This window comes from Bacteroidota bacterium (assembly GCA_030706745.1).
Classification (GTDB): Bacteria; Bacteroidota; Ignavibacteria; order Palsa-1295; family Palsa-1295; genus PALSA-1295.
Window position 1 is genome coordinate 25,375 of sequence record JAUZNX010000015.1, and the last position, 24,337, is coordinate 49,711.

Sequence of the window (24,337 nt, forward strand, 5' to 3'; positions counted from 1 at the left end):
CGTGGAGCAGAAACGTGTGACGTCGGGAGTATACTCCCGAGGACTACCCCCGCCAATTCATTCCTTTTGCCGAAGCCCGTCGAAGCCGGTCATTGATTGCACGTCCGAGGCCGAGTTCTGGAAGCGGTTCGGCTAAAATCAGTTGCATGCCAAGTGAATCAAGGTATCGGATGGCCCCAAACAAGTTCTTCGCCGCTTCGTGCAAACTGCCTTCCGGAGATAGGACAACTTGATGGCCGATTGGCACCTCCTTAAAGCGCCTTTGAAAGCTAAGTATGCCGACTCGCTCTGCATCGAAGCGTTCAAGATCGATCCTACCCAGTTTCAGAGGAGTACGCGGTGCATAATGTGATTCAAGTCCTCCAGGCGCAATCGGGTTGGAAGACGCCTGAACCTGAAGGCGAACGGGACCAAGTAGCGATTCTATATCTTCGACAGCAACCCCGCCGAGGCGTAAGATTACGATCTCACCATCTCTCTCAGTAACGATGGTAGACTCCAGCCCAACTATACATTCACCTCCATCGAGAATGTATGGTATTTCGCCACCCAGTTGATCGAGCACATGCTCCGCGCTCGTAGGACTCACATACCCGAACGGATTGGCACTCGGAGCCGCAATGGGAAAGTCCAGTTGTGAAAGAAGATCGAGCGTCATCGGATGGTTCGGCACTCGAAGCGCGACGGCATCCAATCCCGAAGTGACGATGTCGGGAATACTATCTCGCTTTGGAAGAACGAGTGTGAGTGGACCCGGCCAAAAGCGTTCTGCGAGTATGACGGCCCATTCCGGGAAAGTCCTCACATAATCCGTGAGCTGATCAGGTGAGGCACCATGCACAATCAGAGGATCGAAGCGTGGCCGACGTTTAATTTCGAAGATTTGGAGAACAGCCTCAGTGTCCAGCGCATTTGCCGCCAGGCCGTAGACTGTCTCGGTCGGAATCGCCACGACAAGGCCGCGCTCCAGCAGTGCGCGAGCCTTCGCAACGTCAATTCCAATCTCTGTCGTCACGCCTGCTGCACCACCACACGCGGTAGCACGGCCTTCTTATCTAGCAATGCCGGCCAGTATGCCACGACTTCACTCGGTTTTGGACGACCGCCTGCAAATCCGGTCACGCTTGGCGGACCGGTCAGGATGAGCGGCGCGATTTCCTTACCAAATCGCTCGATGGCCTTCTTGTCTTGTCCTCGGACCCCCCACTTGGCCACGACCTCTTGCACTTCATCGAAATCCACCGGTGTAAGCGGACCGTGACATGAGTTTACACCCAAAAATTCGGTGCGCATCTCATCATAAGTACATCCAGCGTCTTTCAGACGCGTTCTGAGGATTTGATCGGCAAGCCGCGCTTTGTGCATTGCGTCCGGCCATGTGTACGTGAGTGTTCCCTGAGCAGAGAAACCATCGTTGTAAGACATGGAGACTTTGTAGGAATCTGTTGCGGCTCTGCCTTTAATACTATGGACACGCACGCGGTCCTTGCCGCTGTCTTCAATCTGAATGCTCGTGAAATCCGCGATACAATCAGGAGTGATATAATCGCGCGGATCGCCGATCTCATAGAGCAGTTGCTCGGCAACCGTTTGGCGCGAAACCCGCCCGCCGGTTTTTGGATGCTTTGTAATGATAAAATCGCCATTGGGATAAGCCTCGGCAATTGGGAAGCCGATGTGAGCCATATCTCGGACAGACTTCCAATCGGCTGAAAAATTTCCGCCGGATGACTGCGCACCACACTCGAGGATGTGGCCCGCAACGGTACCGGCGGCGAGCCTGTCCCAATCGTCGGGCTTCCACCCAAATTCGTGAATCATCGGAGCGAGCGTGAGTCCTGTATCCGTTGTGCGGCCAGTGACGACGATCTGGGCTCCTTGCTGGAGCGCCTCGACGATCGGCCACGCGCCAAAATAGACATTTGCCGAGAGGACCCGATTGCGAACAGAACTAAGCGGATCGCCACTTTCCATATTCTTGAGCTGATGACCCGCACTGAGCATCGAATCGAGATCATCCAGGATGTTGTCCCCAAGAACAACGCCGACTTTAATCGGAATGCCGCGCTTGCGTGCGACTTCGAAAATCGCATCACGGCAACCTTCGGGATTCACACCACCTCCGTTGGTGATAATTTTGATGTTCTTCTCGACGATATCTGGCAGTACGGCATCGATGACCTCGACGAGATCGCGCGCATAGCCCATGCGGCCATCGCGAAGCTTCTGTTTTTGCATGATGGACATCGTCACCTCGGCCAGGTAGTCCATCATCATATAGTCTATGGGCGATTCGGCCGAAGAGCGACGAATTTGGTCAATCGGCGCACTGGGCAGGTCACCCCAAAATCCCTGCCCGGAGGCAATTCGAATACGGTCTCTCATATCAACGTGTTGAAACTAATGTTCTGAAGTGCTTAGGTCCCACTGTGCGAAGGCGCGGAGGATACCGCCAATGGGTCTTCATTCGAGAATCGTTTTGTTACTCGATGCATCGCATAACAACGAGGGTGGCATCATCGTCAAAGTTACCCGATTGTGTGAATTCAGCCACGGATTGCAGCACTTTGAGTGTCAAATCGCGGGAGTTGCTGACATCCAGGTTGTCTGACACATAGTGCGCGAGGCGGTCGTAACCCAATTCCTCCCCATTGGGGTTTCGCGCATCCGTAATCCCGTCGCTAAACAGTACCAGTACATCGCCCAACAACGGTTCGAGTTTGAGTTCTTCCATCGTCTGAGCGACATCCGGCCTGCGGATGAGACCGACGGCAATTCCGCGTGGCTGATAAAATTGATACTGGCCATCGGCACGGACGTGAAGGAGTGGTGTGTGCCCCGCTCGTGCATACATTACGCCTCGCTTCGTAAATGCGATAAGCCCGAGAGTCACAAACGAACGCCGGAGTGATGACAGAGTTGGCGAATTGTGCATTAAGGCTTCGTTCGTTCCTTCGAGCAGTTCGGTCATGTTCGCCATGACCGGCGCTAACGCCTGAACGACACCCTTCGTCTCGGCCATATAGAGCGAAGCAGAGATGCCTTTGCCCGAGACGTCTCCGATCGTTATCATCGTCGAGCCATCCCAGAGAGTGGAAGCATCGTAGTAATCTCCGCCTACATCATAGGCAGGAATACTAATCGCATATATATCGAAGCCAGGCACATTCGGAAATCGCTCCGGCAACAGACTTTTTTGCATCAGTCTTGCCGCGCGGAGTTCGCCATCGAATTTCTGTTTTTCTATCGAGTCCTGAAGCAGACGCGCGGTTTCAAGTGCAAGAGAGGCAACATCCGTGAAAGCGGTTAAGACAGTCAGGTCATCATCGTCAAAACCATCCTCACGGTTTTTGGCGACGTAAAGTCCACCTCGCACTTCATCCTTGCGAAGCAACGGTACGGCGACCATTGAATGAAGTGCCTTATTTCCGCGAGCTTGCTCAGGCGTGGGGAAAAGATACTGCTGGGTACTAATGCGTCGCTGAAAGATAATGGGGCGTCGTGTCCGATCGAGTTCGGCGCGAGGCGAGGAAACCTGACGTCCGGCATCAGGAAATCCTTCGGCTTCCTCCATGATGCTCTCAGCCGCACGCTCTCCAATTCCTATATAACAACGAACTGGTGTCTCATGATCGTCCGATGACCGAAGTTCGAGCCATGCGCAGTCCGACTCGGTCGCTTCGCAAGCAAGCGATGTAATTTGCTCCGCCAGCCTCGGTAGATCGAGCAAGAGTTCGCTCGACAAAATATCCGATGAAAAGCGGGTGAGCTTCGCAAGCGATTGAACTTCGGCAGACTTTCGTTCGACCAACTCGGTCGACGAAAGGGAGAATAAGGTGCTGAAAAAGACCATCGCAAAATAGATCGCAAGAGTACCGAATGTCGCTACCGCAATCATTTGCCAAAATAGAGCGTAACGCTCGAAAAGAACATCGGCAAATAACTTATCACCACCAAACGCTATTAATGCGGCCGCAGCCAACACGGCATCGAGCGCTGCGAACGCGAGGAGCTTTCTCTTTCCGATTCGTGATGCGTGCGGGAGCCATGCTAGTCGATACCCAAGTAGCAGAGCCGCAAGCCCGGTGGCAAGTACCAGTACGGTATAAACCGTCAAGGTCAAGGCATTTCGCGGCACAACGGACTCGGATTGCCACAACGTAAAGACGGCAAGAACGGCAGCAGTGATTGCCCATCCGACAAACCGCCGACGCGCAAATCGTGGCGACTGACGAACGAGGTTGATCTGCCAGAAGCTCATGAGCACGAAGACGAGAGCCATTAACCAGATGGCACCAAGAATATCGATGGAAATGACGGTTGGAAAGGTCGCCGGCTCGATTTTGAACGGCTCCGGGACGGTTACATGTCGAACCGAGAGGGTAAAGAGCGCAGGCGCAAGGGCAACCAGAACCGACGCGCCAAGAATAATCGCAAATCGCTGCACAAGTCGAACGGGCCAATCGGCACCTCGGCGGGCTTCTTCAGGGCGACTGACAGATGACGTTCGAAAGAATACAATTTCCAAAGCCCGAGCCAGCCATAACATGGCCGCGCCCTGAAGTCCCGCCCGGATTAGCTCGAGCACGGCGCCCTGAATAGCAGTATACGAGTGCGCGACGAGATCGAGCACTAGCAACGCTCCCAAAATGAGCGCCCCTAAGACGATATAGAAAATTGCCCGTGTCCGCATCCGGCACGCAAACTTTAGTTTTATGGTGAAAAGTCCCGCAGGCATCAATTGAATTCAGGATGCCCGCGAGACTTATTGGACTTATACGAAATGAAGAATCGTTTTGACTAAGAATGAAGCTCACAGATTTGACCCAGTTATCTGGCTTGCTCACTGCGGAGCAATCGGCCGCGCTTGAAAAAGAAAGAGCACTTCGTGCCTCCAAACGGAAGATTGGCGAAGGACAAGATGTACAACTCTACATCGACCGAAAGGCTCGGCGTGGCAAGAGCGTGACAATTGTTGCCGGGCTACGGCTTTCGACTGAAATGCGAGACAAGCTTGCCAAGGACCTGAAGCATCTTGTCAGTGCAGGAGGTACTGTGTATCAGGACACGATCGAACTTCAGGGCGAACACATTTCGCGCATCTTGGAATATCTCAAAGAGAACGGCTTTCGCGTTAAGACCAAATAGTCTATGTTCCGAAATCTTCCGCCAGTCTGTCGTGCACTAATTATCGGGCTAATTGCCTCAACTGTGCTTTCGCTAATCTCACCGTCGCTTGTGATTGCTAGTTTGCCTCTATATGCAGAATCTGTCCTTCATGGCTTCCAAATCTGGCGCATCCTGACCTACCCGTTCTTCTTCATTGCCTCCGGCCATTCACTGATCGGGAGCTTGTTCACCTTGCTATGGAATTGTATGCTCATCGCGTTCTTTGGGGGTGAATTGGAGGAGATCATTCATTCGAATCGGTTTTGGCGAGCGCTTGTCGTCACGCTCGTTGCCGCCGGACTGGTTTTTCTTTTACTTGATCCACACGGCATACTGGCGGGACCTGGAATTCTCACGATGTTTGTCCTTGGAGGTTTTGCCTATATGTGGCCGAAGCGCGAGATCTCGGTCTTCGGGGTCTTTTGGATCAAGGCATGGATTATCGCGCTCGTTATCTTTGTCGTCTCGATCATTCCGCTCTCAGGCTTCGCATTGGATACGAGCGCATCAAACCTTTTCGCGCCGCTCGCCGGCGCATTTGGCGCGATGCTTTACTTGCACTTCACTTACCGGCAGTACCATTTTGCTGACACAGTGTTTTCTCGTTTCGAGCATAACAAGACTACTGCAAATGAAGCTGACATGCCTGTCGAGCACCGGATTGACATGATTCTCGACAAAATCAGCCGCTCCGGAATCGATAGTCTATCTCGCGAGGAGCGGGACTTTTTGCTAAAAAATACAAAATAGGATTAGGATCGCCTATACGTACTGCTAAGCGTCCGGACAAACGCGATCAGATCTTTTATTTCGTCATCGCCGAGCGAGGGTTGTGCAGGCATGGCTGGATAGCCAAACATCACTCCGCCGAATTTGACCACCTTGTATATGTGCGAGTTCGAGAGCTTGTCCATATAGGCCCCATTCGTGTGATCGCGAGGCTTGGCGGCTAAGGCCGCCGCCGCTGGGCCATCGCCACGGCCTTGTGTCCCATGACATACCGCGCAACTTGACATGTAGGTCGCTCGGCCTCGCGAAACAGCCTCTGGCGTCATAGAAATTGAGAGATCCGGCGCACCAGCGGAGGATCCCTGCATGGAAGCCTCAGCGTGGCTATTCTGCTGATTATCGCCAGAATTACAGCCAGTAAACGGGGAACAAATAGAAAATGCGAGTGCTAACACTCGGGCAGCATTCTTCATGTTTTCAGACAACAGACTAAGGTTTTGACGACATTAATACCATAACGCGGCCAACTTTGTTCTCAACTATTCTGAAAAAAAATGGACTCTGACAAATAACTTTGGTGCACAATCGGTAACGACCCCTCAGCCTGCGGTGTTCACTGGCCACTTATTACCCACAAACCCTGACCTCCTCCGATGCTGGTTGATTATTACGATATTGATTCTCTGCTCTCTGAAGAGCAAAGAATGATCCGCAACACCGTCCGTCAATTTGTAGAGACTGAAGTACTCCCGATCATCGAGGAGCACAGTCAGGCAATGAGCTTCCCGCGAGAGCTTGTAGCCAAGATCGGTGCACTCGGTCTGCTCGGTCCAACGATTCCCGAAGAATACGGCTGCGCGGGATTAGATAGCATCGTCTATGGACTCATTATGCAGGAGCTCGAGCGGGGCGATTCCGGCGTGCGGTCGTTTGCAAGCGTGCAAAGCTCGCTAGTCATGTATCCGATCTTTACCTATGGCACGGAGGAGCAGCGCATGAAGTGGTTGCCACGGCTTGCCACTGGTGAGGCAATCGGATGCTTTGGACTGACGGAGCCAGACTATGGGTCGAATCCCGGTGGGATGGTAACAAATGCAAAGAAGACGGGTAGTGGTTATCTTCTAAACGGCGCCAAGATGTGGATCACCAATGGCACAATTGCCGATGTTGCCGTCGTGTGGGCCAAGTTGGATGGTGATGATTCGCGAGATATTCGCGGCTTCTTAGTTGAACGCGGAATGAAAGGCTTCACAGCACCCGAGATGAAAGGCAAATACTCACTAAGGGCAAGTGTTACCAGCGAACTGGTTTTTCAAGATGTTGAACTTCCAGAGGAGAATCTCCTGCCCGGCGCTCTGGGGATTAAAGGACCGCTGAGTTGCCTGACCCAAGCGCGCTATGGCATTGCCTGGGGTGCGATCGGCGCCGCAATGGCGTGTTACGAGAGTTCGGTCGATTATGCGAAGAGTCGTATTCAGTGGGGTCGTCCTATTGGCGGCTTTCAACTCACGCAGCTGAAGCTTGCGGAAATGTTGACGGAGATTACAAAGGCGCAACTCCTGGTGTGGCGATTGGGTACACTCAAGAACGAAGGCACAATGCGACCCCAGCAAGTCTCGCTCGCCAAACGGAACAACGTCGCCATGGCGCTTGATATTGCTCGCGCTGCTCGCGATCTTCATGGTGCAAATGGAATTCTTGGCGAATACCCGATCATGCGTCATATGATGAACCTCGAATCAGTTAAAACATACGAGGGGACACATGATATTCACACGCTGATACTGGGCGAGGATATTACGGGGTTAGCCGCATTCGGGGGCTGATTGGTCTTCGCGGCTACATGGAAGCCTGCTCTATGCGAGTCCTTGAGGCTCGTTCACAGTGTCCCCTGTCCGCTTCCATGATGCCGCAGCAACTTGGCTTCCGCGATAAAGACCACATCCTCCGCAATATTTGTCGCGTGGTCGGCAAGACGCTCGACGTGACGTAAGAGCGCCATCAAGTGGGCCGCCGGCTCGATCAGCACCGGATCGGATTTCATGGCGTCGATCAGATTGTAGAACGTCTCGCGTGTTAGCGCATCGACCTGATCTTCTTTTTCGAACACCGTACGAGCTTGCGCACTATCGCTGTGAATGAACGCATTAATCACATCGGTGAGCATTTGCCGCGCAGTCGCGATCATATCCAGTGCCTTTACGCGCTCGATCAGCCCGCTATGTCCCGCGAGTGGCTCAACGCGTTCAGCGATGTTAACGGCGATATCTCCAATGCGCTCGAAATCACTGTTCATTCGCATCGCTGCGAGTAGCAATCTTAGATCGACCGCGACTGGCTGAGCCGTGGCAAAAATGCGCTGGCATTGAGCTTCAACTGCCAAGTCCAGTTCGTTAACACGCGCTTCGCGTTCAACGACATAGGCAGCCAATTCTTCATTGAATTCCCGAAGTGCAGTGATCGCTGTCTCGACCTGCTCGTCCACAAGCGAACCCATACGGATTAGCATGGAGCGCAAGGTATCCAATTCGTCTTCAAAATGCCGGTGAACGCGGGCCATATTATCCAAATCGTCCGGTGATATAATCTTCCGTCTGTTTCTTTGCCGGATTCGTGAACATCTCGCGCGTCTCTCCGGCTTCAATTAATTCTCCGAGATAGAAAAATGCCGTCACATCGCTCACACGGGCGGCCTGCTGCATATTGTGTGTGACAATAATGATCGTATAGTTCTTTTTCAGCTCAAAGATCAGCTCTTCTATTTTTGCCGTTGAGATGGGATCGAGCGCACTCGCAGGCTCGTCCATCAGGATCACTTCCGGATTGACGGCCAATGCCCGTGCAATACAGAGCCGCTGTTGCTGACCACCAGATAGCCCGAGGGCGCTGTGATGCAGCCGATCTGAAACCTCGTCCCAAATCGCAGCTCGCTTAAGGCTTTGCTCGACGATTTCTGCCAAGCGTACCTTGTTCCGTTCTCCCATCAACTTCGGGCCGTAGGCGACATTCTCGAAAATAGACTTCGGGAATGGGTTCGACTTCTGAAAAACCATCCCGACCCGTTTACGAAGTTCAACAACATCGAGTCCCTTCTGGTATATATCAACATCATCGATGCGGACTTCGCCAGTGATCCGAACCCCTGGGATCAGATCGTTCATCCGGTTGAGTGTTCGAAGATAGGTGGACTTTCCACAGCCCGAAGGGCCAATAAATGCGGTCACTTGCCGCTCGCGTATATCGAGTGTAATGTCCCTAAGCGCCTGCTTTATGCCATAGAACAGGTTAAGATTCTTTGTTTGCACTTTGACCGACGTTTCAAGAGTTTGTGGCAATTCAGCCAACAACGGCAATCCACCATTACCGGGTGGAACTCTATCTCTTGCGCGCTCTTGCTGATAATCGATCGTCATGGAAATGGCTTGGCGTAATTGCGTTATGCAACGAAGCAAAGGGGGTTTTAATCGGTAAAGCTTCAGTTATCTCTGTGTTAACAAATCATTACCAGAGTGGTGACCGGGTCATGGGAGGATTACGAAATCATTAGGCTTGTCAAATGAGCGCACGATGGAACACCGCTTCGCTGTTTCAGTACGATCATTATCATTCGAACGCATGAGTAAAACGATTCTTATCGTTGACGATGAACCCGATATTCGCGACCTGATCTCGTATAATCTGACGCGGGAAGGCTTTATCTGCGAAACGGCCGCCAATGGCAAAGAGGCGCTTGCAAAGCTTGAGCATTCGGCAGTCGCGCTCGTTATTCTTGATATCATGATGCCCGAGTTGGATGGCTTCGATACGTGTCGGGCCATTCGCGCGAATCCCAAGACGGCGACAATTCCCGTTCTCTTTCTGACCGCTCGCCATGCTGAAGTCGATCAAATTGTCTCGCTTGAGCTAGGCGGCGATGACTATGTGCAAAAGCCTGTTTCTCCACGTGTTCTTGTGGCCCGCGTTAAATCTCTTCTTCGGCGTTCGGATCGTGTCGCACTGGGTACGATTGCTCGCGAGCAGATTATCTCCCCCGGACTCAAGATCGACCGCGGATCGTATAAGGTCTTTGTCGATGAAACAGAGATTCCCTTTCCGCGAAAGGAATTCGAATTGCTCTTTTTTCTGGCTTCTCATCCAGGCCGCATCTTCAAACGGGAGGTTCTCCTTGATGAAGTTTGGGGCCGCGATATGTACGTCGTCGAGCGAACGGTCGATGTTCATATATTCAAGCTTCGTGAGAAGCTTGGGAAATATGGTTCGCGTATCGAAACAGTCAAGGGCGTAGGCTATCGCTACGCGCTGGAAGGCTGATGCGCTCACTCCGACGCTCCGCCGCAGTCTTCCCGATTCTACTCGCGGTCGGGATTACCCTGCTTATCTTCTTGCTGCCCGGCATTGGCATACCCGATAAATTCACATTCCCATTCGCACTCGGGCTGGCCATAATCCTGAGTCTGTGGCATGCCCGACGGCTCGTGCGTCCTATCCAGAACCTCATTCCTCAAGTCGATTCTCAGGGCCACTTGTCGTTTGTAGGCACCACGCGGCTGGCCGTGCCGCCGGAAGAAGTTCAGGCCTTATCCGAAGCCATGGACGCCATCGCTCGAAAACTTGAAGGTGATCGCGAGGCTCGGCAGAAACTCGAGCGGGTCCGATCTGAATTTCTCGCTAACGTCTCGCATGAACTTCGAACACCGATCTTCGCCGTTCAGGGATTTATCGAGACGCTCCTGGATGGAGCGATCGACGATCCAAAAGTCAACCGAGATTTTCTCGAACGCGCTCATGTCCAATCTGAGCGCCTCAACAATTTGCTCAGCGATCTTATCGATATTTCCCGGATCGAATCTGGCGAAATGCGCATGAGCTTTCGCGTTTTCGATCTTCAACCCTTCTTGAGAGAGTTGACGAACGAACTTCAAATCCTTGCCAAAGCCAAGAATATTGACCTCTACTTCACCGGCAATGTGCTTCCTCACCACGAAGTTCAGGCCTACGCCGATAAGGATCGTGTCAAGCAAATCCTCATCAACCTGGTCGATAATGCGATCAAGTATTCCGGCGAAGGCAGCTCGATCAAGATCGAACTTGCCAACTCAGAACCCACACCGCATGAAGTCACGATACGGGTCTCCGATAATGGCATCGGGATCGCCCCAGAACATTTGCCGCGATTGTTCGAACGCTTTTATCGCGTCAACAAAGACCGGTCGCGGTCTTCGCCAGGAGGCACCGGACTCGGGCTTGCGATCGTCAAGCACCTCGTCGAGGCACATCATGGCAAGATCATGGTCACCAGTGAACCCGGCAAAGGATCCACGTTTCAAGTCATCCTAAACAAAGACCCGTTCTAAGCGCTCGTCGGTGGTGGCACGAAGATCGCCACAATCGGCTCCTGCAGATGTGCCATCACGCGATCCTTTAGTGATGGAGGCGGTGCTGCTGGGGGAAGAATATCCGGCAAGACCGCAATCGCTTCCAACGCTCCATTCATCGATCCGGATGGATCGTCCGGATCTTGAGCATCGACATAAGCAGGTAGATCCGAATCCTCGAAGATGCTCGCGAATGTAATATAGCGCGTCCCTGTGTCCAAATTGTTGATGTCACTCATTTCCGTATGGAGTGATGGTAATTTCATTCTTGATCAACCGATCTTCCGGCAATCGTTTAACCTTTTTCCGGCGCTTGACCGGCTCTGCAAAACGAGGCGCCAACACTTTGGAAAGTTTTCGAATCGCACTGTAGATCGCATAGTCGACTGTGGTTTCGGCCACCTTCAGCCGTGCGGCAATTTCCGCATGGGTGAGACCGCCAAAATATGCAAGATCGATTGCCGTCCGTTGCGAATCATTGAGCGTCAGCAGTGCCTCGCGTAAATTCTCGCGCGCTTCCTTAGCGTTCAGATTATTCTCCGGCGTCCGCTCATCGCGCAACAGATCGTCCAGGGTCGGCTGATCTTCCGGCAATGGCTCGAACCGAAGCTTGCCCCGCCGACGCGACCGGATCGCATCGATCGCACAGTTGCGTGCGAAATGATAGATGGCCGCCCGAGCATGCGTATTCTCACGATACAGCAGTGGCGCTTTTTCCCATAGCAGAATGAACGTGTCCTGCATCAGATCCAGCGCGTCCTCCTCGATGCGAACATAGTGCAGCATCATCGCATAAAGCCGCGGCGCATAGCGATCGTAGAGCTCGCTGAATGCCTGCTCCGACCGCTCCAGCGCGACCTGCTCGAACAGTGCCAGATCGACTGCGTCGGCCCTTCGCTGACGCGTCTCCGCAGCATCCCGCCGCTTTTCGCTGGACGGCTCCGGCTTCACTGGCACGTCCAGCGGGATGCCCGGACCAAACCCAAGCACGCTGGCCGGAATCGTCAACGGATCGATCTGCACAAATCCGCCGGAACCGCCGGTGGTCGGTTGATGACTCACGCTCTCATGGATTTCGTAGTCGTGTCCTTAAGGCAAGGCTTCCAAATCAACAGAGCTAATGCCATAGGAGTTTAGTCCGCGTTAGCTCCCTTGAAATTTTTGTTTTTGAATTTCATATTCATAATCACTATCGAATCGGCACGAATTTGGCGGTTTGGTCAGATGTCATTCATGAAGAAATTCTCTCTTTTGAATTGTCATTTAATGAACGCCCTCCCCGCTCCCGTGAGCCGCGATGAGTCATTTGTCAACGAGCAAACTGGTGCCTATTAAGCACCCGGACAACATACACGTAAACAAGAGTCGTTATTGCCAGTTCCCGAAGGATTAGGACTGCTTGTAGCTATCGGGAATGAGTAGGATGTACGGTTCGATCTTAAGGGCCTTGGCAATTTTTGCGAGACTGACGGTCGTCGGTGATTTCTTGGCCCGCTCAATGTCGCCGATAAATGTCTTACTCATGTGGGCAATGATTGAGAGGTCTTCCTGGGTGAGGTTGCGTTTCTCCCTTATAAACCTGACATTGTCTCCGACTACCCGCTTGATATTCACGGATGTCAAGTTATGGGAACGGCCAGCAATTGCAAGTCCTCAATCGAGTGTCAAATCCTCAATTGAGGGTCAATATTGTTGTATCTTTGTATCGTTGTAGCCAAGTTTTGTTGAATAGCCTGTAACAAGGTGCTCTTTGCCGAGTTGTTCTTGTCAAAGGGTTCGTCTCATGGAGGTCAAACGCTCTAACCCAATAATTAGGAGGAAATCCTATGAAGAGACTCTGCGTGCTATTGCTCGTTTCGTTGTTCTTTAGTCACACGGCCCATGCGCAGTCCAGCGGTGGCCCGATCATTAGCTACCAAGGCACAATCACGAATTCGGATGGCTTGCTGGGAGACGGGTCGTTCCATATTGCTGTTTCGCTTTGGACCGAAGAGTCCAGTGACCATCCGATTTGGTCCGACGAATTCGTGACGCAAGTGACACATGGGGTGTTCAATATTGGGCTCGGCTCGGGCAAACCGTTGCCGAAACCATCGGATATGAATAAGCCGCTTTGGATTTCAGTCTCGATCAATGGCGAGGTATCTGCTGCCTTCACCCGGCTGGCCGCTGTGCCATTTGCCCTAAATGTTGCCGACAGCTCGATCACTGCTTCGAAGCTTGCGACGGATTACGTTGGCTCGATCAGCGTCAATGGCAAAAAGGTTACGGGCAACGGTACCACACTTAATATCGCGGCGGGCAATGGCCTTCAAGCGCAGTTTGATCCATCCTCATCCACGATCTTGCTTGCAGCAGATGGCGGTACGCTGGGCAAAGGAGCAAAGCCCCAATCGGTTGTCGGGGTTGGATCGACATCCACCCCTGATAGCTGCACTACAAATTCCGATGGTGGACATGGAACGAATACGGTATCGGGAGGATGTGGAAATACTGCCGATCCTCCACAGGGTTATGCAACTGTAGGAGGGGGTCAGGGCAATAGCGCCCACGCCAAGTATTCAATCGTTGCTGGAGGATCGTCAAACACGATCGATACGTTTGCCAACAACGCTGCAATCGGAGGTGGTGAAAGCAATATGCTATGGAATAGCATTTCATTCATCGGAGCGGGCAAGCGAAATACAGTGGGTCAGCACGAGGCGTCTGATGGGGAGGATGAATCGAGTGCCATTGTCGCAGGCGATTCCAATTTTGTTGAAGAAGGATGGGGATTCATCGGCGGAGGCTCAAGAGATAGTATTATTGTCGGATCCTATTATTCCTCAATTCTAGGAGGGAACGCAAATGCAATCGGAAAGGGACCTATTGGTTTGTCTGCATATAATTCTCCATACTCTTCCATTTCGGGTGGGTCACAGAATAGCGTGCTGGGCCAATTGAATGCAATTGTCGGAGGCACACAAAATTACATTTCGTTCTTCTCCGTCTCTTCGATTATTGGCGGCGGCGAATCGAACCTGCTCCAAGGCGAGCATTCGGGGATCATTAGCGGACAGAATAACAGGATCGGATCTGGCAATGACGGGTCGGATAATGGGAACAATTTCAGCGTCATTGCCGGTGGCGATTCGAACAGGATAACGGGAAATTCAAGTGCGATTGGCGGCGGAGATTCTAACTCTGTCTCAAAAGCCTATAGTGTCATAGCCGGCGGCGCAAGAAACATTATCGCAAATGAATATAGCGCCATCATCGGAGGCAAACAAAACGAAGTTGATGGAAGGTACTCCACAATCCTGGGCGGACGTTCGCTCAAGTTGAGCGACTTTAGCGTAGGATTCAACGCTTCGGACAGTGTGACCGACCTCACGAATCTGCTTTCAGGGCCATTTCCGAACATCGCCTATTTTGGAGACATCAACATTTGGGTCGGAAACGTCGATGGTACGGCCCGCGAATTACGCTTCTATGAACCCAACAATAGCCTTACATATTCTGGCACGAACTATAGCTCGTTCAAAGCAGGAATCCAATCCGGAAATATCTCCTACACGCTACCGCGAGTTGTTGCGAGCGAAGGACAATTCCTGAAAGCAGACAGCGTCAGTGGCAGTAACGTTTTCCTTTCCTGGGATGCCGTCACTGGAACCGGCGGCGCGGTCGGCAATTTTTGGAGCCTGACAGGCAATAGCGGCACGCATGATACGGTGAACTATCTTGGCACTCGTGACAGCATGGCGTTCGAGATTCATGTTCACAATGATGCATCCACAGCAACCGGCGGCAACAAACGGGTCATGCGCTACGAAGAAGGCGCAACTTCGCCGAATATCGTTGCCGATTCAAGTTTCAACACACTCGGCGCGGGACTCAGCGGTGCGTCAGTTCTATCCGGTGGTGAGTATGGTCTCACTAACTCTGTGCTCACGCATTTTTCGGTTGTCGCTGGTGGCGAGGGTAATAAGATCAACGCAAGTCAGCTCGGTTGGAATTCTATTGGCGGCGGCTATGAGATTCGGATTGACGGAGACGCAAATACGATTGCGGGAGGATTTATCAACGCGATCTTCGATACTTCGGATATCATTCCGCAAGATAATTTTGTGGGTGGTGGAGTTGGGAATGTCATCGAATCGGCAAGAGCCAGTACAATTGGCGGAGGGGAATCCAATCATATTCAGTTCGAAGTCAACCAGGCTACAATTGCCGGTGGTACGTCAAATACAATCAAGACAGGCTCTGATTCCAGCACCATCGGCGGCGGCGCATCCAACACGATCGCAAACTGTACCAACTCGACGATCGCAGGTGGTAAACAGAATCAGATTCTCGGCGGATCGCGCACGTACTGTCCGCCAAATTGGAATAGTAGTGTCATTGGTGGCGGTTTAGGCAATGTGATCGACAGTACACAGTGGGGGACAATTGGAGGCGGTCATGCGAACACAATCGGATATCAATCCGATGCATCCGCAATTGGCGGCGGTGAATCGAATACGGCCAATGATATCTATACGGTGATTGCGGGTGGCCAACAAAACACCATTGAGCGAGGCGCGTACTGGTCCTCAATCGCAGGAGGTTATCTCAATTATGTCTATTGGCCGAGCGGGAACGCCGCGATCGGCGGTGGTCAATCCAATTCGATACATTCGCCATCAGGGACGATTTCTGGTGGGTTCAATAATGTTATCGACACCGCTGCAGAAGGTGCGTCGATTGCTGGCGGTGAAGGTCTAATCGCAAGTGGTTTCACGCAGTTCGTTTCTGGCAGGTATAATGTACCCCAATCTTCGGGAGGTTATTATGTTGTTGATGGCGATTCCGCCCTTGCGATGTTCGGAAGTGGAACCGACGATTCGCATCGTGCGAATTCGTGGGTACTTTCAAACAATGGCCACTCCGTAGCCTTACATACGCTGGAGATGCAGTTTCAGCCGCCAATACCAATTCAAACTTCGTATAAGTCAATTCCTGGAGCAACCTATTCCGATAACACGATCGTTGCTTGGGGCCACGTAGATTCCAATGGTACCTTGTTGGATGGAATTGGCGCTCGGGTCGTTAAGGCCTCTGCTCCGACGAAGGGAACCTACCTCGTCGTGCTGACGCTCAAGGATTGGCAAGGCCATGACGATACCCTTAAGGACGGCTCCATTACGGTTACTCTCGAGGATCTCGATACCACGGGGATGTCTCAATTCATACCTCCTACGGATAACTCGACTCTTAAGGATGGAGTAACACCGAGCGCATACGGGACCTGTGATATTGCCAACGCGACACCGCTCGACAAATTCAATCAGCCTAACCGATTCTTGGTCCATATTCGTCTTGGTTCGTTGGCTGGCTGTGCCTACGACAACCACTCTTTCTATTTTAAGGTATGCGGACGCCCAACACATTAAGCGGATGCAAAACGGGAGGACGTACACCTCCTCCCGTTCTTTTGTTCATACTTATTCTCCTGCTCGGAATGACGAGCTTTGATAGCGCCCTGTTTGGACAGTGGAAGAGAGTGCTTTGTTCGGGCGAGCGCTATGCATACGCATACACTTATTTTCTCGACCTGTCAGGTCCTCCTCGCATTGGCTTCACAGGTGCTGATGGAAGAATACTAAAGACCACTGACGGAGGAGAGACATGGAAAGTTGTAACATCGCCAATTGGTATTGCTTACGATTTCACCTTCAAGGACAGCATGACTGGTTGGTGCGCCTTTGAGGGGCAGTCTTCCGGATGTTACAAGACAAGCGACGGAGGCGAGTCCTGGTTTGACACACCCCTCAATGGGGTTGATCCCGGGAGTATTTATTACGATAGTACATCGGACGGACTTTTTTATGGCGGAGGGGCAACCATTGGGGGTGCTAGCGGCTATTCATTGGCAGTTTCATGGGACAAAGGATTGACATGGGTGCCGGCTCAAAGCGGAAGCGGTTCTAATCACGGATTTGCATTCGTCAATGGCGATACTGGAATTCAAGCCGGCGGTTATTGTGACCGTCCTGATAATATCCCTTGGCTGCGGACAACCGATGGTGGACACAGTTGGCAGACTCTTTCTCTTGATAGCGGTAGCCTACAACCGCTGGCCATCCCGGGCACCAGCATTTTTTTCGCTTTGACGTTCTATGGTACTGTCCTTCGCTCCACTGATGCGGGTATGACTTGGGATAGTCTAAGCGCGTTGCCCTATGTTGCGCCCGACCCTCTTCCCTATTGCTACATGTCCTCAAGTGGCTGCATCAAGGGTGATCTTAACGATCTGTATGGCACCACCGGAGAAGGATGCTATCATTCGACAGATAAGGGACAGACCTGGCAGTACCAGTGTGGACAGTCTTCTACTAACAAATTGGTATCGGGTTCCAGATTTTATGCGAAAGCCCATATTGTTTTCATGAAATCAGTGGACGTTATCACGGATAGTGCTATTCTTTGGAAGTTGAATCTGGATTCTATGCCCTACTTCGATTCAAAAATCACCTGCACATTTGCGGACAGCTCCAAGTTGAAGACGGTTGCTGCCGGTCATTCCGCAACGGTATACTATTTTGTTCAAGGTGCTTCTCTAATCGGCATTGATACGGTGCATCTTTCGATTCGCTATGATGATGCGTTGAATGTCCAGAGTCTTCAACTTCCTCCTGGCTCGAGCGTCTTGCGCTCCAGCACGAACAACAACATACTCGACCTCTGGTTAACGAGCGACGCACGGCTGTTGCCAAGTCAATTGCTTGCAATTACATTCGGGACGGCACTCGAATCCTCTTCGGCAAAAGTCTATCTCGATTCCGCGCATCTCTATGGCAAGCGGCTGAACTGCGATTGTGCGGCGCTTTCGGTGTCCGGCCCGGATTCGGTGGAGATCGACTTCACCGGCTGCGGCAATACGACACTGCTACGCACCATGTCGGGCCAGTCGCCGTTCGAGATTGTGAGTGTGCAACCTAATCCAGCACAGTCAGAAATCACCGTCCGCGTGGCGGGTGCGAGTGAGATGGCGGGTGATCTTGCGGCCCCCGGCACTCTGAGTGTCGAGATGTACGATGTATTGGGCCGCGCTGTCAACCCGGGACAGAACATGCGCGCGACATCCGCACGCGATAGCTTCACGCTTGATGTCGCAGGGCTTCCGCCGGGATTGTATTATCTTCGCATGCTCTCGAACGGCTACGCACAAACCCGCAGCATCTCAATCGAGCGGTAAATCTGACGGATTTATCGTTCTTCGAGTGCGCGCTCGAGTCCGGCGGCCATGGTCTCGATCTCGCTGGTGAGACGCTCGAGCTCTCGGTGCTCGTTTTCTCCGGCGTGCGCGGCATGTTCTGCAAAATTCAGCGCGCTCAGCACCGCCAGCGTCGTCGTGGATTGTGAGGGCAGCTTTGCCTGCAACTCGCGAATTTCGGCATCGACATCGGCGGCCAACTGCCGTGTCAGCGCTTCATCGTTGGAGCGGAGCGGATAGTCTGTCCCCAGAATTGTGACCTTGATCGTTTGTGCCATGATCGTACTTAAAGATTAACCACCCCCTTCCCCCTCCTTGAAAAGGCGAGGGTATTCATTCCTGGGTCAGTGTGATTCGCGTTTCGAGAATGGAAAGCTGATCAATCAGAGCATCGACCGCTTTGGCAGCGCGCGTTCGGTCCTCCTGACTCAATCGCACCACGTACTGCGCATCCTCCCGCTCACGCTCGTAAAATTGTTTCTTGATCTCATCGCGCTCCGCGGTGGTCTCCGCCAAGCGCGCCTCGAGCCGTTCGACCTTTCCACTCCACTCCTCCAGCTCATGCCTCCATGCTGCTTCAGCCGACTCCTGCTCGCGGATTTGCATGGCCCGGGTGTCCAGGTCGGATTCGAGACGGCCAATGGTCTCGAGCTGCTGGGCGAGCAATCGCTCCTGCTCATTCAAGCGGGCACTCAGCTCGGTAAAGGCTTTTGCTCGCTCCTCGGTCTCGCTTTTGGCACTGCTCAGGAGCGACTCGCGCTGCTGGAAGTTCGAGCGTTCCTGCTCGACCAGCTTGGTAAGGTCTGAGAGCCGCCGCTCCAGTTGGTGCTTTTCCTGACGCTGATGCGTAATCGTCTCGATGGCATCGCGAGTGAGCCGTTCCAAGCGTGCTAAGGCGCGCGCAAGTTGTTCGCGGTTGGCATTCAATGCCACGCTTAAAGTCATACTATGGGATTCGACAGGAGTCATGGAGACGCAGTTTCTCTACCCCTTAAGCACGAAGTCGCGCATGAAGTTCTCCCTCTAAGTGCTTTATTATCGAATGCGTTATCTCGTCCACCTCTTTTTCTTCCAGCGTGCGCTCGGTCGACCGGAAAACCAAATGAAATGCAAGACTCCGCTCTCTGGCCCCCTTCATCTCTTTGGACTGAAACTCATCGAATAGACGGATGCTCTCGATGAGCAGGCCCGGCGCCGCCTGTTGAATCGCGGATTCGACAGTCTGCGCCGCTATGCCGCGATCCAGCACGAGCGCGATGTCACGCTCCATGGATGGATATTTCGGAAGCGGCTTGACGTGCTTGGGCTCCGCGCGCGCCGAGCGGGCAAGTTCGTAAATCACCGGATGATCCAGCAGCGCCAAATATGCGTCGTGTCGCAAATCATATTGCTTGGCAATGGCAGCATCAAGCTTCCCGATAGTACCGACAATCTTTCCTCCAGCCGATACTTCGAGGGACTCGCCCCGATGCAGATAGCTCACATCAGCCGGTCGAAATGCTGGCTGCGGCAGACCGCATCGGGTGAGCAGCAGATTCACCAGACCCTTCACGGCGAAGATGTCGGAGGCGATTGCCTGTGCGTTGTATGCCGATTTCGCAACCTGCTCGCCAAAGAGGAGCAATCCGATTTGCGTCTTTTCGAGCACGTGTCCTAATTGTTGCGGCTTCGTGGCGTAGGAAAAAACATTTCCAACCTCGAAGATGCGGCCGCCACCAGCCCCAAAGCGCTCACTGACGCGCGCTGCATCCAGCAAGTTGATCGCAATACTCGTTCGCATGTGATCGCGCTCGGCATTCAGTGGATTGAGCAGCGCCACTGGCGCCGGATCGAATCGAGCGGCATCGGCCCGCGCGATGATCGGCACAGATACGCATTCGGTCGCTCCGAGTGCAATTAACGTGGAGCGGAGCAACTCATCGAACTCTCGGAGACTCAACGGCTCACGTGCCATACCAAGTGGAGCGCCCTCGAACGCGCTCGTCGGAATTTCGTCATAGCCAACCAGTCTCGCAACTTCCTCGATCGCGTCTTCCTCGCGTTCAAGATCGATTCGGTACGATGGCGAGCGAAGTGTCCACTCGTCCTGTCGCGCACTGGCAATTTCAATATCGAGCCGCGCAAAAATCTCGCGTATTCTTGCTTCGGGTGTTGGCATTCCGATCAACATATTCGCGCGTGCGGGTCGGAATCGAAATTCCTTTCGCGCGATCGGAGCGGGATACTCGTCGACCAGTCCACCTACCGCTTCGCCGCCACCAAGCTCTACGATCATCTGTGCTGCGCGCTCCGCGGCCGCTCGTAACACATCGAAATCAGTACCGCGCTCGAAGCGATAGGATGCATCGGTCGAAAGGCCAAGTGCCTTTGCCGTCCTCCGAATGCTCGCCGGCTGGAAATAAGCAGACTCGATCAGGACGTTGCGCGTGGTGTCCCGAATCTCCGAGTTCTCGCCACCCATAATGCCGGCGATGCCAAGCGGCTTCTTCCCATCGGTAATCAGCAGCGCGCCCGGCGGGAGCTTGCGCGTTTTGCCATCGAGTGTGACATACTCATCCGCAAATCCCTTCGCGGTTCGGACGACGATTTGTCCCGACTCTACCACATCGAAATCGAAGGCGTGCAGCGGATGGCCATACTCCATCAGTACAAAATTCGTCACATCCACGACGTTATTGATCGGACGAAGGCCAACGGCTTCTAAGCGACGCTTGAGCCAATCGGGCGATGGCGCAATGGTCACGCCGCGCACGAGCTTCGCGACATATCGCGGACATAGCTCCGGTTCGGGCAGCGAAATGCGGACCTGACCAGCAATTTCGCCACCAGTGGGTGCGATTTTAATTTCTGGGAGTTGCAGCATTTCTCCGGTAATTGCTCGAATCTCCCGGGCGATCCCGATGTGACTCAGGCAATCGGCACGGTTCGGCGTGATGCCAATCTCGAAAATCACATCTTCCAACCCGAGCGCAGTGGCAAGTGGCGCCCCGGTCTCGAACTCCAGCGGCAACTCCCATATGCCTTCGTGCTTGTTCGAAATGCCAAGCTCGCGTTCGGAGCAGATCATGCCTTCACTCGTTTCGCCGCGTATCTTCGACTTTTTGATCACGAATCCCTCGCCGAGATCGGCGCCGATAAGCGCGACTGGTACTTTGAGCCCAGCCCGAACATTCGGCGCTCCGCAGACAATGCGGAGCGGCTCTGCAGCGCCAATATTGACCTTCGCTAACCGTAACTTATCGGCGTTCGGGTGCGGCGTGACTTCGAGCACCTCGCCGACAACCACCTTCGCCATCTTCTCTGCCGGCCGCTCGATGGCCTCGACTTCAATGCCGAGCATTGTAAGCCGATCGGACAGTTCCACGGGTCCATCGCCCACGATGAACGGCACGCTGATATACTCGGAAAGCCAGTTGAGGGATATGCGCATTTCTCCAAAAATACGAAACAAGTGGCCACGGGCCGGCGGATGCGGGATGATCGTTGAACAACCACCACCCCCTCCTTGAAAGCAGGGGGAAGATTCAGAAGACTCACACCCGGCCAAAAACTTCTATCGATACCCATTCGTTAGCCGTGCCTGCTATGAAGACGGAATTGTCCCCAACCCCACCTTCGGTTTCAGTGCCTGAGCAAAGCGACATGTCAGCCTCCTGGATCGGCCTGCTGACCGGTTTAGCAGTTCTGGCAATTGGACTATATCATGCCATCGATCTGAAATGGGTATCGGACGATGCCTTCATCACATTTCGCTATGTCGAAAATTTTCTCGCGGGGCTAGGTCCCGTTTATAACGCGGGAGAGCGTGTAGAAGGCTATACCGACTTTCTTTGGTTTGTCATTCTATCGATCGCCGGATGGTTCGGAGCCGACCTGGTGGATGCTGGCGAGTGGCTGGGCATTGCCGCCTTCGCAGGCACGTTGCTGATATACCTACGCATTGCGAAAGTGGAAAACGACCGCTCCCCAAGTCCCGGTCGTGTATTTCTCCCACTTGCGGCCCTGTTGCTGGGTCTCAACAGAGAAGCTGCCGCCTTTGCAACCGGCGGGCTTGAGACATCCCTGTTTACCTTCCTCATTTCGCTCGCGTTCTACCTGTGGTTCTACTCGAAGCTCCCTGAGAACTGGCGGCTTCTTTCGGTTGGAGTTACGCTCATCCTGACCACGCTGACTCGTCCCGATGGTGCGCTATTCACAGTGACCGCGATAGCGCTCCTCTTCCTGAAACTGAGAATGACCAAGGCCACCGCGAAGGTCAGGAATCGGAGTCTATTGCTGCTCATTGCTCCCTCGCTGCTGCTCGGCCTGCCATACTTGATTTGGAAACGCGGCTACTACGGAAGCATTTTTCCGAACACGTACTACCAAAAATCTGGAGGCTTGAATTATTTCGAGGAGGGCTTTTACTATATCTCCCTCTTCGTCAAGGTGTATTGGTCGGCAACGATCGCAGTCATCTTGCTTCCCTTCTTCGTTTATCTGAGAGTAGCATTTACGAAGAAGCATCGTGCAGACATGGAAGAATCCACCGTGGCGGTTGGCCACGATTCCAATCCTATCGGTTCTCCTGTCTTCGGGGCGGCTGTGTTCACTCTCATCTATCTATTCGTGTATGTCGCGAAAGTCGGCGGGGATTTCATGTTTGGCCGGTTCATTGTCCCGATCCTGCCACTTGCGTATTTTATCATCGAGCGATCGCTCGGCCGAGACTCCCTTTTTCGCAAATACCAGTGGCCCATTGCTGCCGTGCTTGCGACTCTACTCATATTCGAAGGATTGCGGCCGGATAAGCCGATGAACCCAACCCCCGATCAAGCCACGCAGTGGACGATGAGTGTGGTGGACGAAGACCACCCCACCTACATTGCCGATGAGCGATACTTTTATACCGCCAATCGATTCCAAAGCTACGGCAAGCCCATTAGCCTCATGCAAGCCTACTCGGATGTTGGCCGGTACTACGAGCCATTCTTTCGGGGATTGCCCGTCAGCGTGATGGGCCCCGCAGCCATGAACATGATCACGTACTACGCAAAATTTTCGCATTGCATCGACCAGATGGGGTTATGCGATAGCTTCGTGGCGCACATGCCACTCGTAAAACGCGGCCCGATCGGGCATGAGAAATCAGCTCCAATGAGCTATCTGCACGAACGGGGCGTCCACTTCAAATTTGGCGCTATCACATTCTCGAGCGAGCCACCCACTCAGAAATTCTTGAACGTCGCCTATTTCGCCGTGCCCGGTCCCGGCGTTTGGCAAACCGCAACCGTTGTGAACGTGGACACCGCCTTGTTTTCGGAATTGAACCGCCGCTTCAAAGCGGCCGGTAATCTGAAGACCTATATCCCAGATTATCCAAGCCTGATTCCGGACTATATTGCGAACGTGATGCCGCAGCAGAAGCTCGGTGTCATCGATTCGACATACTCCGAGTTGAAGAGTATTTACTTCAGCCACTATCCTAACCCTGTCCAGCAAAAGCAGATTGAGGATCACGTTGCCAAGTTGCGCAGCGAAATACCAGCCGCACCTGAACCAACGACCGTGGAGGGCTTCCTCAAGCGCAGTATGGAGGACTACCAAAATGGGTATTATGATAAATGTATCGCTGACTGCAAGGCGGCTCTCCAGATCGAACCGAATATCGCGATCGCTTACGTTAATATTTGCGCCGCGTATAACGCACTTGGGATTTACTGGAAGGCCGAAAAAGCTGGTGAAGAGGCCCTCCGCCTCGATCCAAATAATCAAATGGCAAAGGACAATCTCAAGTGGGCGCAGGACCTGCAGCATAAGAAATAGCCAGATTCCGACGGGAGTTTATCGG

Annotated in this window: 20 protein-coding genes; 8 read left to right on the forward strand and 12 right to left on the reverse strand. The window is 53.0% G+C overall.

The window, feature by feature from the left end; all coding sequences use genetic code 11:
• Positions 1-43: 43 nt before the first annotated feature.
• The 3 genes from Q8902_13670 to Q8902_13680 form a co-directional block, all read right to left on the reverse strand.
• Complete coding sequence (locus Q8902_13670; protein ID MDP4200606.1) at positions 44-1,015, reverse strand: L-threonylcarbamoyladenylate synthase; 972 nt, start codon at positions 1,013-1,015, stop codon at positions 44-46.
• A complete protein-coding gene (locus tag Q8902_13675; protein MDP4200607.1) occupies positions 1,012-2,385 on the reverse strand; it encodes an acyclic terpene utilization AtuA family protein in 1,374 nt (457 codons plus the stop codon). Before Q8902_13675 ends, Q8902_13670 begins: the two co-directional genes overlap by 4 nt.
• Positions 2,386-2,482: 97 nt before the next feature.
• A complete protein-coding gene (locus Q8902_13680; protein ID MDP4200608.1) occupies positions 2,483-4,693 on the reverse strand; it encodes a SpoIIE family protein phosphatase in 2,211 nt (736 codons plus the stop codon).
• A 113-nt stretch (positions 4,694-4,806) separates the two neighbouring features.
• Here Q8902_13680 and Q8902_13685 point away from each other — a divergent pair, with 113 nt between their 5' ends.
• Positions 4,807-5,148, forward strand: coding sequence for a stress response translation initiation inhibitor YciH (locus Q8902_13685; protein MDP4200609.1), 342 nt, complete (start codon positions 4,807-4,809; stop codon positions 5,146-5,148).
• Between the two features lie 3 nt (positions 5,149-5,151).
• Positions 5,152-5,919 (forward strand): rhomboid family intramembrane serine protease, encoded by a 768-nt coding sequence (locus Q8902_13690; GenBank protein MDP4200610.1) that lies wholly within the window; start codon positions 5,152-5,154, stop codon positions 5,917-5,919.
• A 2-nt stretch (positions 5,920-5,921) separates the two neighbouring features.
• On the opposite strand, the gene Q8902_13695 is transcribed toward Q8902_13690, so the two are convergent.
• Complete coding sequence (locus Q8902_13695) at positions 5,922-6,371, reverse strand: cytochrome c (GenBank protein MDP4200611.1); 450 nt, start codon at positions 6,369-6,371, stop codon at positions 5,922-5,924.
• Positions 6,372-6,551: 180 nt separating this feature from the next.
• Between Q8902_13695 and Q8902_13700 the strand changes: the two genes are divergently transcribed.
• A complete protein-coding gene (locus tag Q8902_13700; GenBank protein ID MDP4200612.1) occupies positions 6,552-7,724 on the forward strand; it encodes an acyl-CoA dehydrogenase family protein in 1,173 nt (390 codons plus the stop codon).
• 53 nt (positions 7,725-7,777) lie between these two features.
• On the opposite strand, the gene phoU is transcribed toward Q8902_13700, so the two are convergent.
• Positions 7,778-8,458, reverse strand: a complete 681-nt coding sequence (phoU, locus tag Q8902_13705; protein ID MDP4200613.1) for a phosphate signaling complex protein PhoU — start codon at positions 8,456-8,458, stop codon at positions 7,778-7,780.
• A gap of 1 nt (position 8,459) precedes the next feature.
• The gene (gene pstB / locus Q8902_13710) at positions 8,460-9,311 is read right to left on the reverse strand and encodes a phosphate ABC transporter ATP-binding protein PstB (GenBank protein MDP4200614.1); all 852 of its coding nucleotides are present in this window, start codon (positions 9,309-9,311) and stop codon (positions 8,460-8,462) included.
• A gap of 202 nt (positions 9,312-9,513) precedes the next feature.
• Here pstB and Q8902_13715 point away from each other — a divergent pair, with 202 nt between their 5' ends.
• Complete coding sequence (locus Q8902_13715; protein ID MDP4200615.1) at positions 9,514-10,209, forward strand: response regulator transcription factor; 696 nt, start codon at positions 9,514-9,516, stop codon at positions 10,207-10,209.
• Entirely contained in the window at positions 10,209-11,252 is a 1,044-nt protein-coding gene (locus Q8902_13720) for an ATP-binding protein (protein MDP4200616.1), read from the forward strand. Before Q8902_13715 ends, Q8902_13720 begins: the two co-directional genes overlap by 1 nt.
• On the opposite strand, the gene Q8902_13725 is transcribed toward Q8902_13720, so the two are convergent.
• The 3 genes from Q8902_13725 to Q8902_13735 form a co-directional block, all read right to left on the reverse strand.
• Complete coding sequence (locus tag Q8902_13725; protein ID MDP4200617.1) at positions 11,249-11,512, reverse strand: hypothetical protein; 264 nt, start codon at positions 11,510-11,512, stop codon at positions 11,249-11,251. The two genes, Q8902_13720 and Q8902_13725, sit on opposite strands and share 4 nt — an antisense overlap.
• Entirely contained in the window at positions 11,505-12,335 is an 831-nt protein-coding gene (locus tag Q8902_13730) for a sigma-70 family RNA polymerase sigma factor (protein ID MDP4200618.1), read from the reverse strand. The genes Q8902_13725 and Q8902_13730 overlap by 8 nt, the downstream gene beginning before the upstream one ends.
• A gap of 327 nt (positions 12,336-12,662) precedes the next feature.
• Positions 12,663-12,887 carry a helix-turn-helix transcriptional regulator gene (locus tag Q8902_13735; protein MDP4200619.1) on the reverse strand — a complete coding sequence of 75 codons (225 nt, stop codon included), beginning with the start codon at positions 12,885-12,887 and terminating at the stop codon, positions 12,663-12,665.
• Between the two features lie 212 nt (positions 12,888-13,099).
• Here Q8902_13735 and Q8902_13740 point away from each other — a divergent pair, with 212 nt between their 5' ends.
• Together Q8902_13740 and Q8902_13745 are read left to right on the forward strand one after the other, a co-directional pair.
• Positions 13,100-16,684 (forward strand): hypothetical protein, encoded by a 3,585-nt coding sequence (locus Q8902_13740; protein ID MDP4200620.1) that lies wholly within the window; start codon positions 13,100-13,102, stop codon positions 16,682-16,684.
• A 41-nt stretch (positions 16,685-16,725) separates the two neighbouring features.
• Positions 16,726-18,489 (forward strand): T9SS type A sorting domain-containing protein, encoded by a 1,764-nt coding sequence (locus tag Q8902_13745; GenBank protein ID MDP4200621.1) that lies wholly within the window; start codon positions 16,726-16,728, stop codon positions 18,487-18,489.
• Positions 18,490-18,500: 11 nt separating this feature from the next.
• Here the strand turns inward: Q8902_13745 and Q8902_13750 are convergent, their stop codons facing one another.
• The 3 genes from Q8902_13750 to pheT are packed head-to-tail and all read right to left on the reverse strand — an operon-like array spanning position 18,501 to position 21,937.
• Positions 18,501-18,785: a cell division protein ZapA gene (locus Q8902_13750; GenBank protein ID MDP4200622.1), complete on the reverse strand. Its 285-nt coding sequence runs from the start codon at positions 18,783-18,785 to the stop codon at positions 18,501-18,503.
• A 55-nt stretch (positions 18,786-18,840) separates the two neighbouring features.
• The gene (locus tag Q8902_13755; protein MDP4200623.1) at positions 18,841-19,452 is read right to left on the reverse strand and encodes a hypothetical protein; all 612 of its coding nucleotides are present in this window, start codon (positions 19,450-19,452) and stop codon (positions 18,841-18,843) included.
• A 46-nt stretch (positions 19,453-19,498) separates the two neighbouring features.
• A complete protein-coding gene (gene pheT, locus Q8902_13760; GenBank protein MDP4200624.1) occupies positions 19,499-21,937 on the reverse strand; it encodes a phenylalanine--tRNA ligase subunit beta in 2,439 nt (812 codons plus the stop codon).
• 155 nt (positions 21,938-22,092) lie between these two features.
• Between pheT and Q8902_13765 the strand changes: the two genes are divergently transcribed.
• A complete protein-coding gene (locus Q8902_13765) occupies positions 22,093-24,312 on the forward strand; it encodes a hypothetical protein (GenBank protein ID MDP4200625.1) in 2,220 nt (739 codons plus the stop codon).
• The last annotated feature ends 25 nt before the right edge of the window (positions 24,313-24,337 follow it).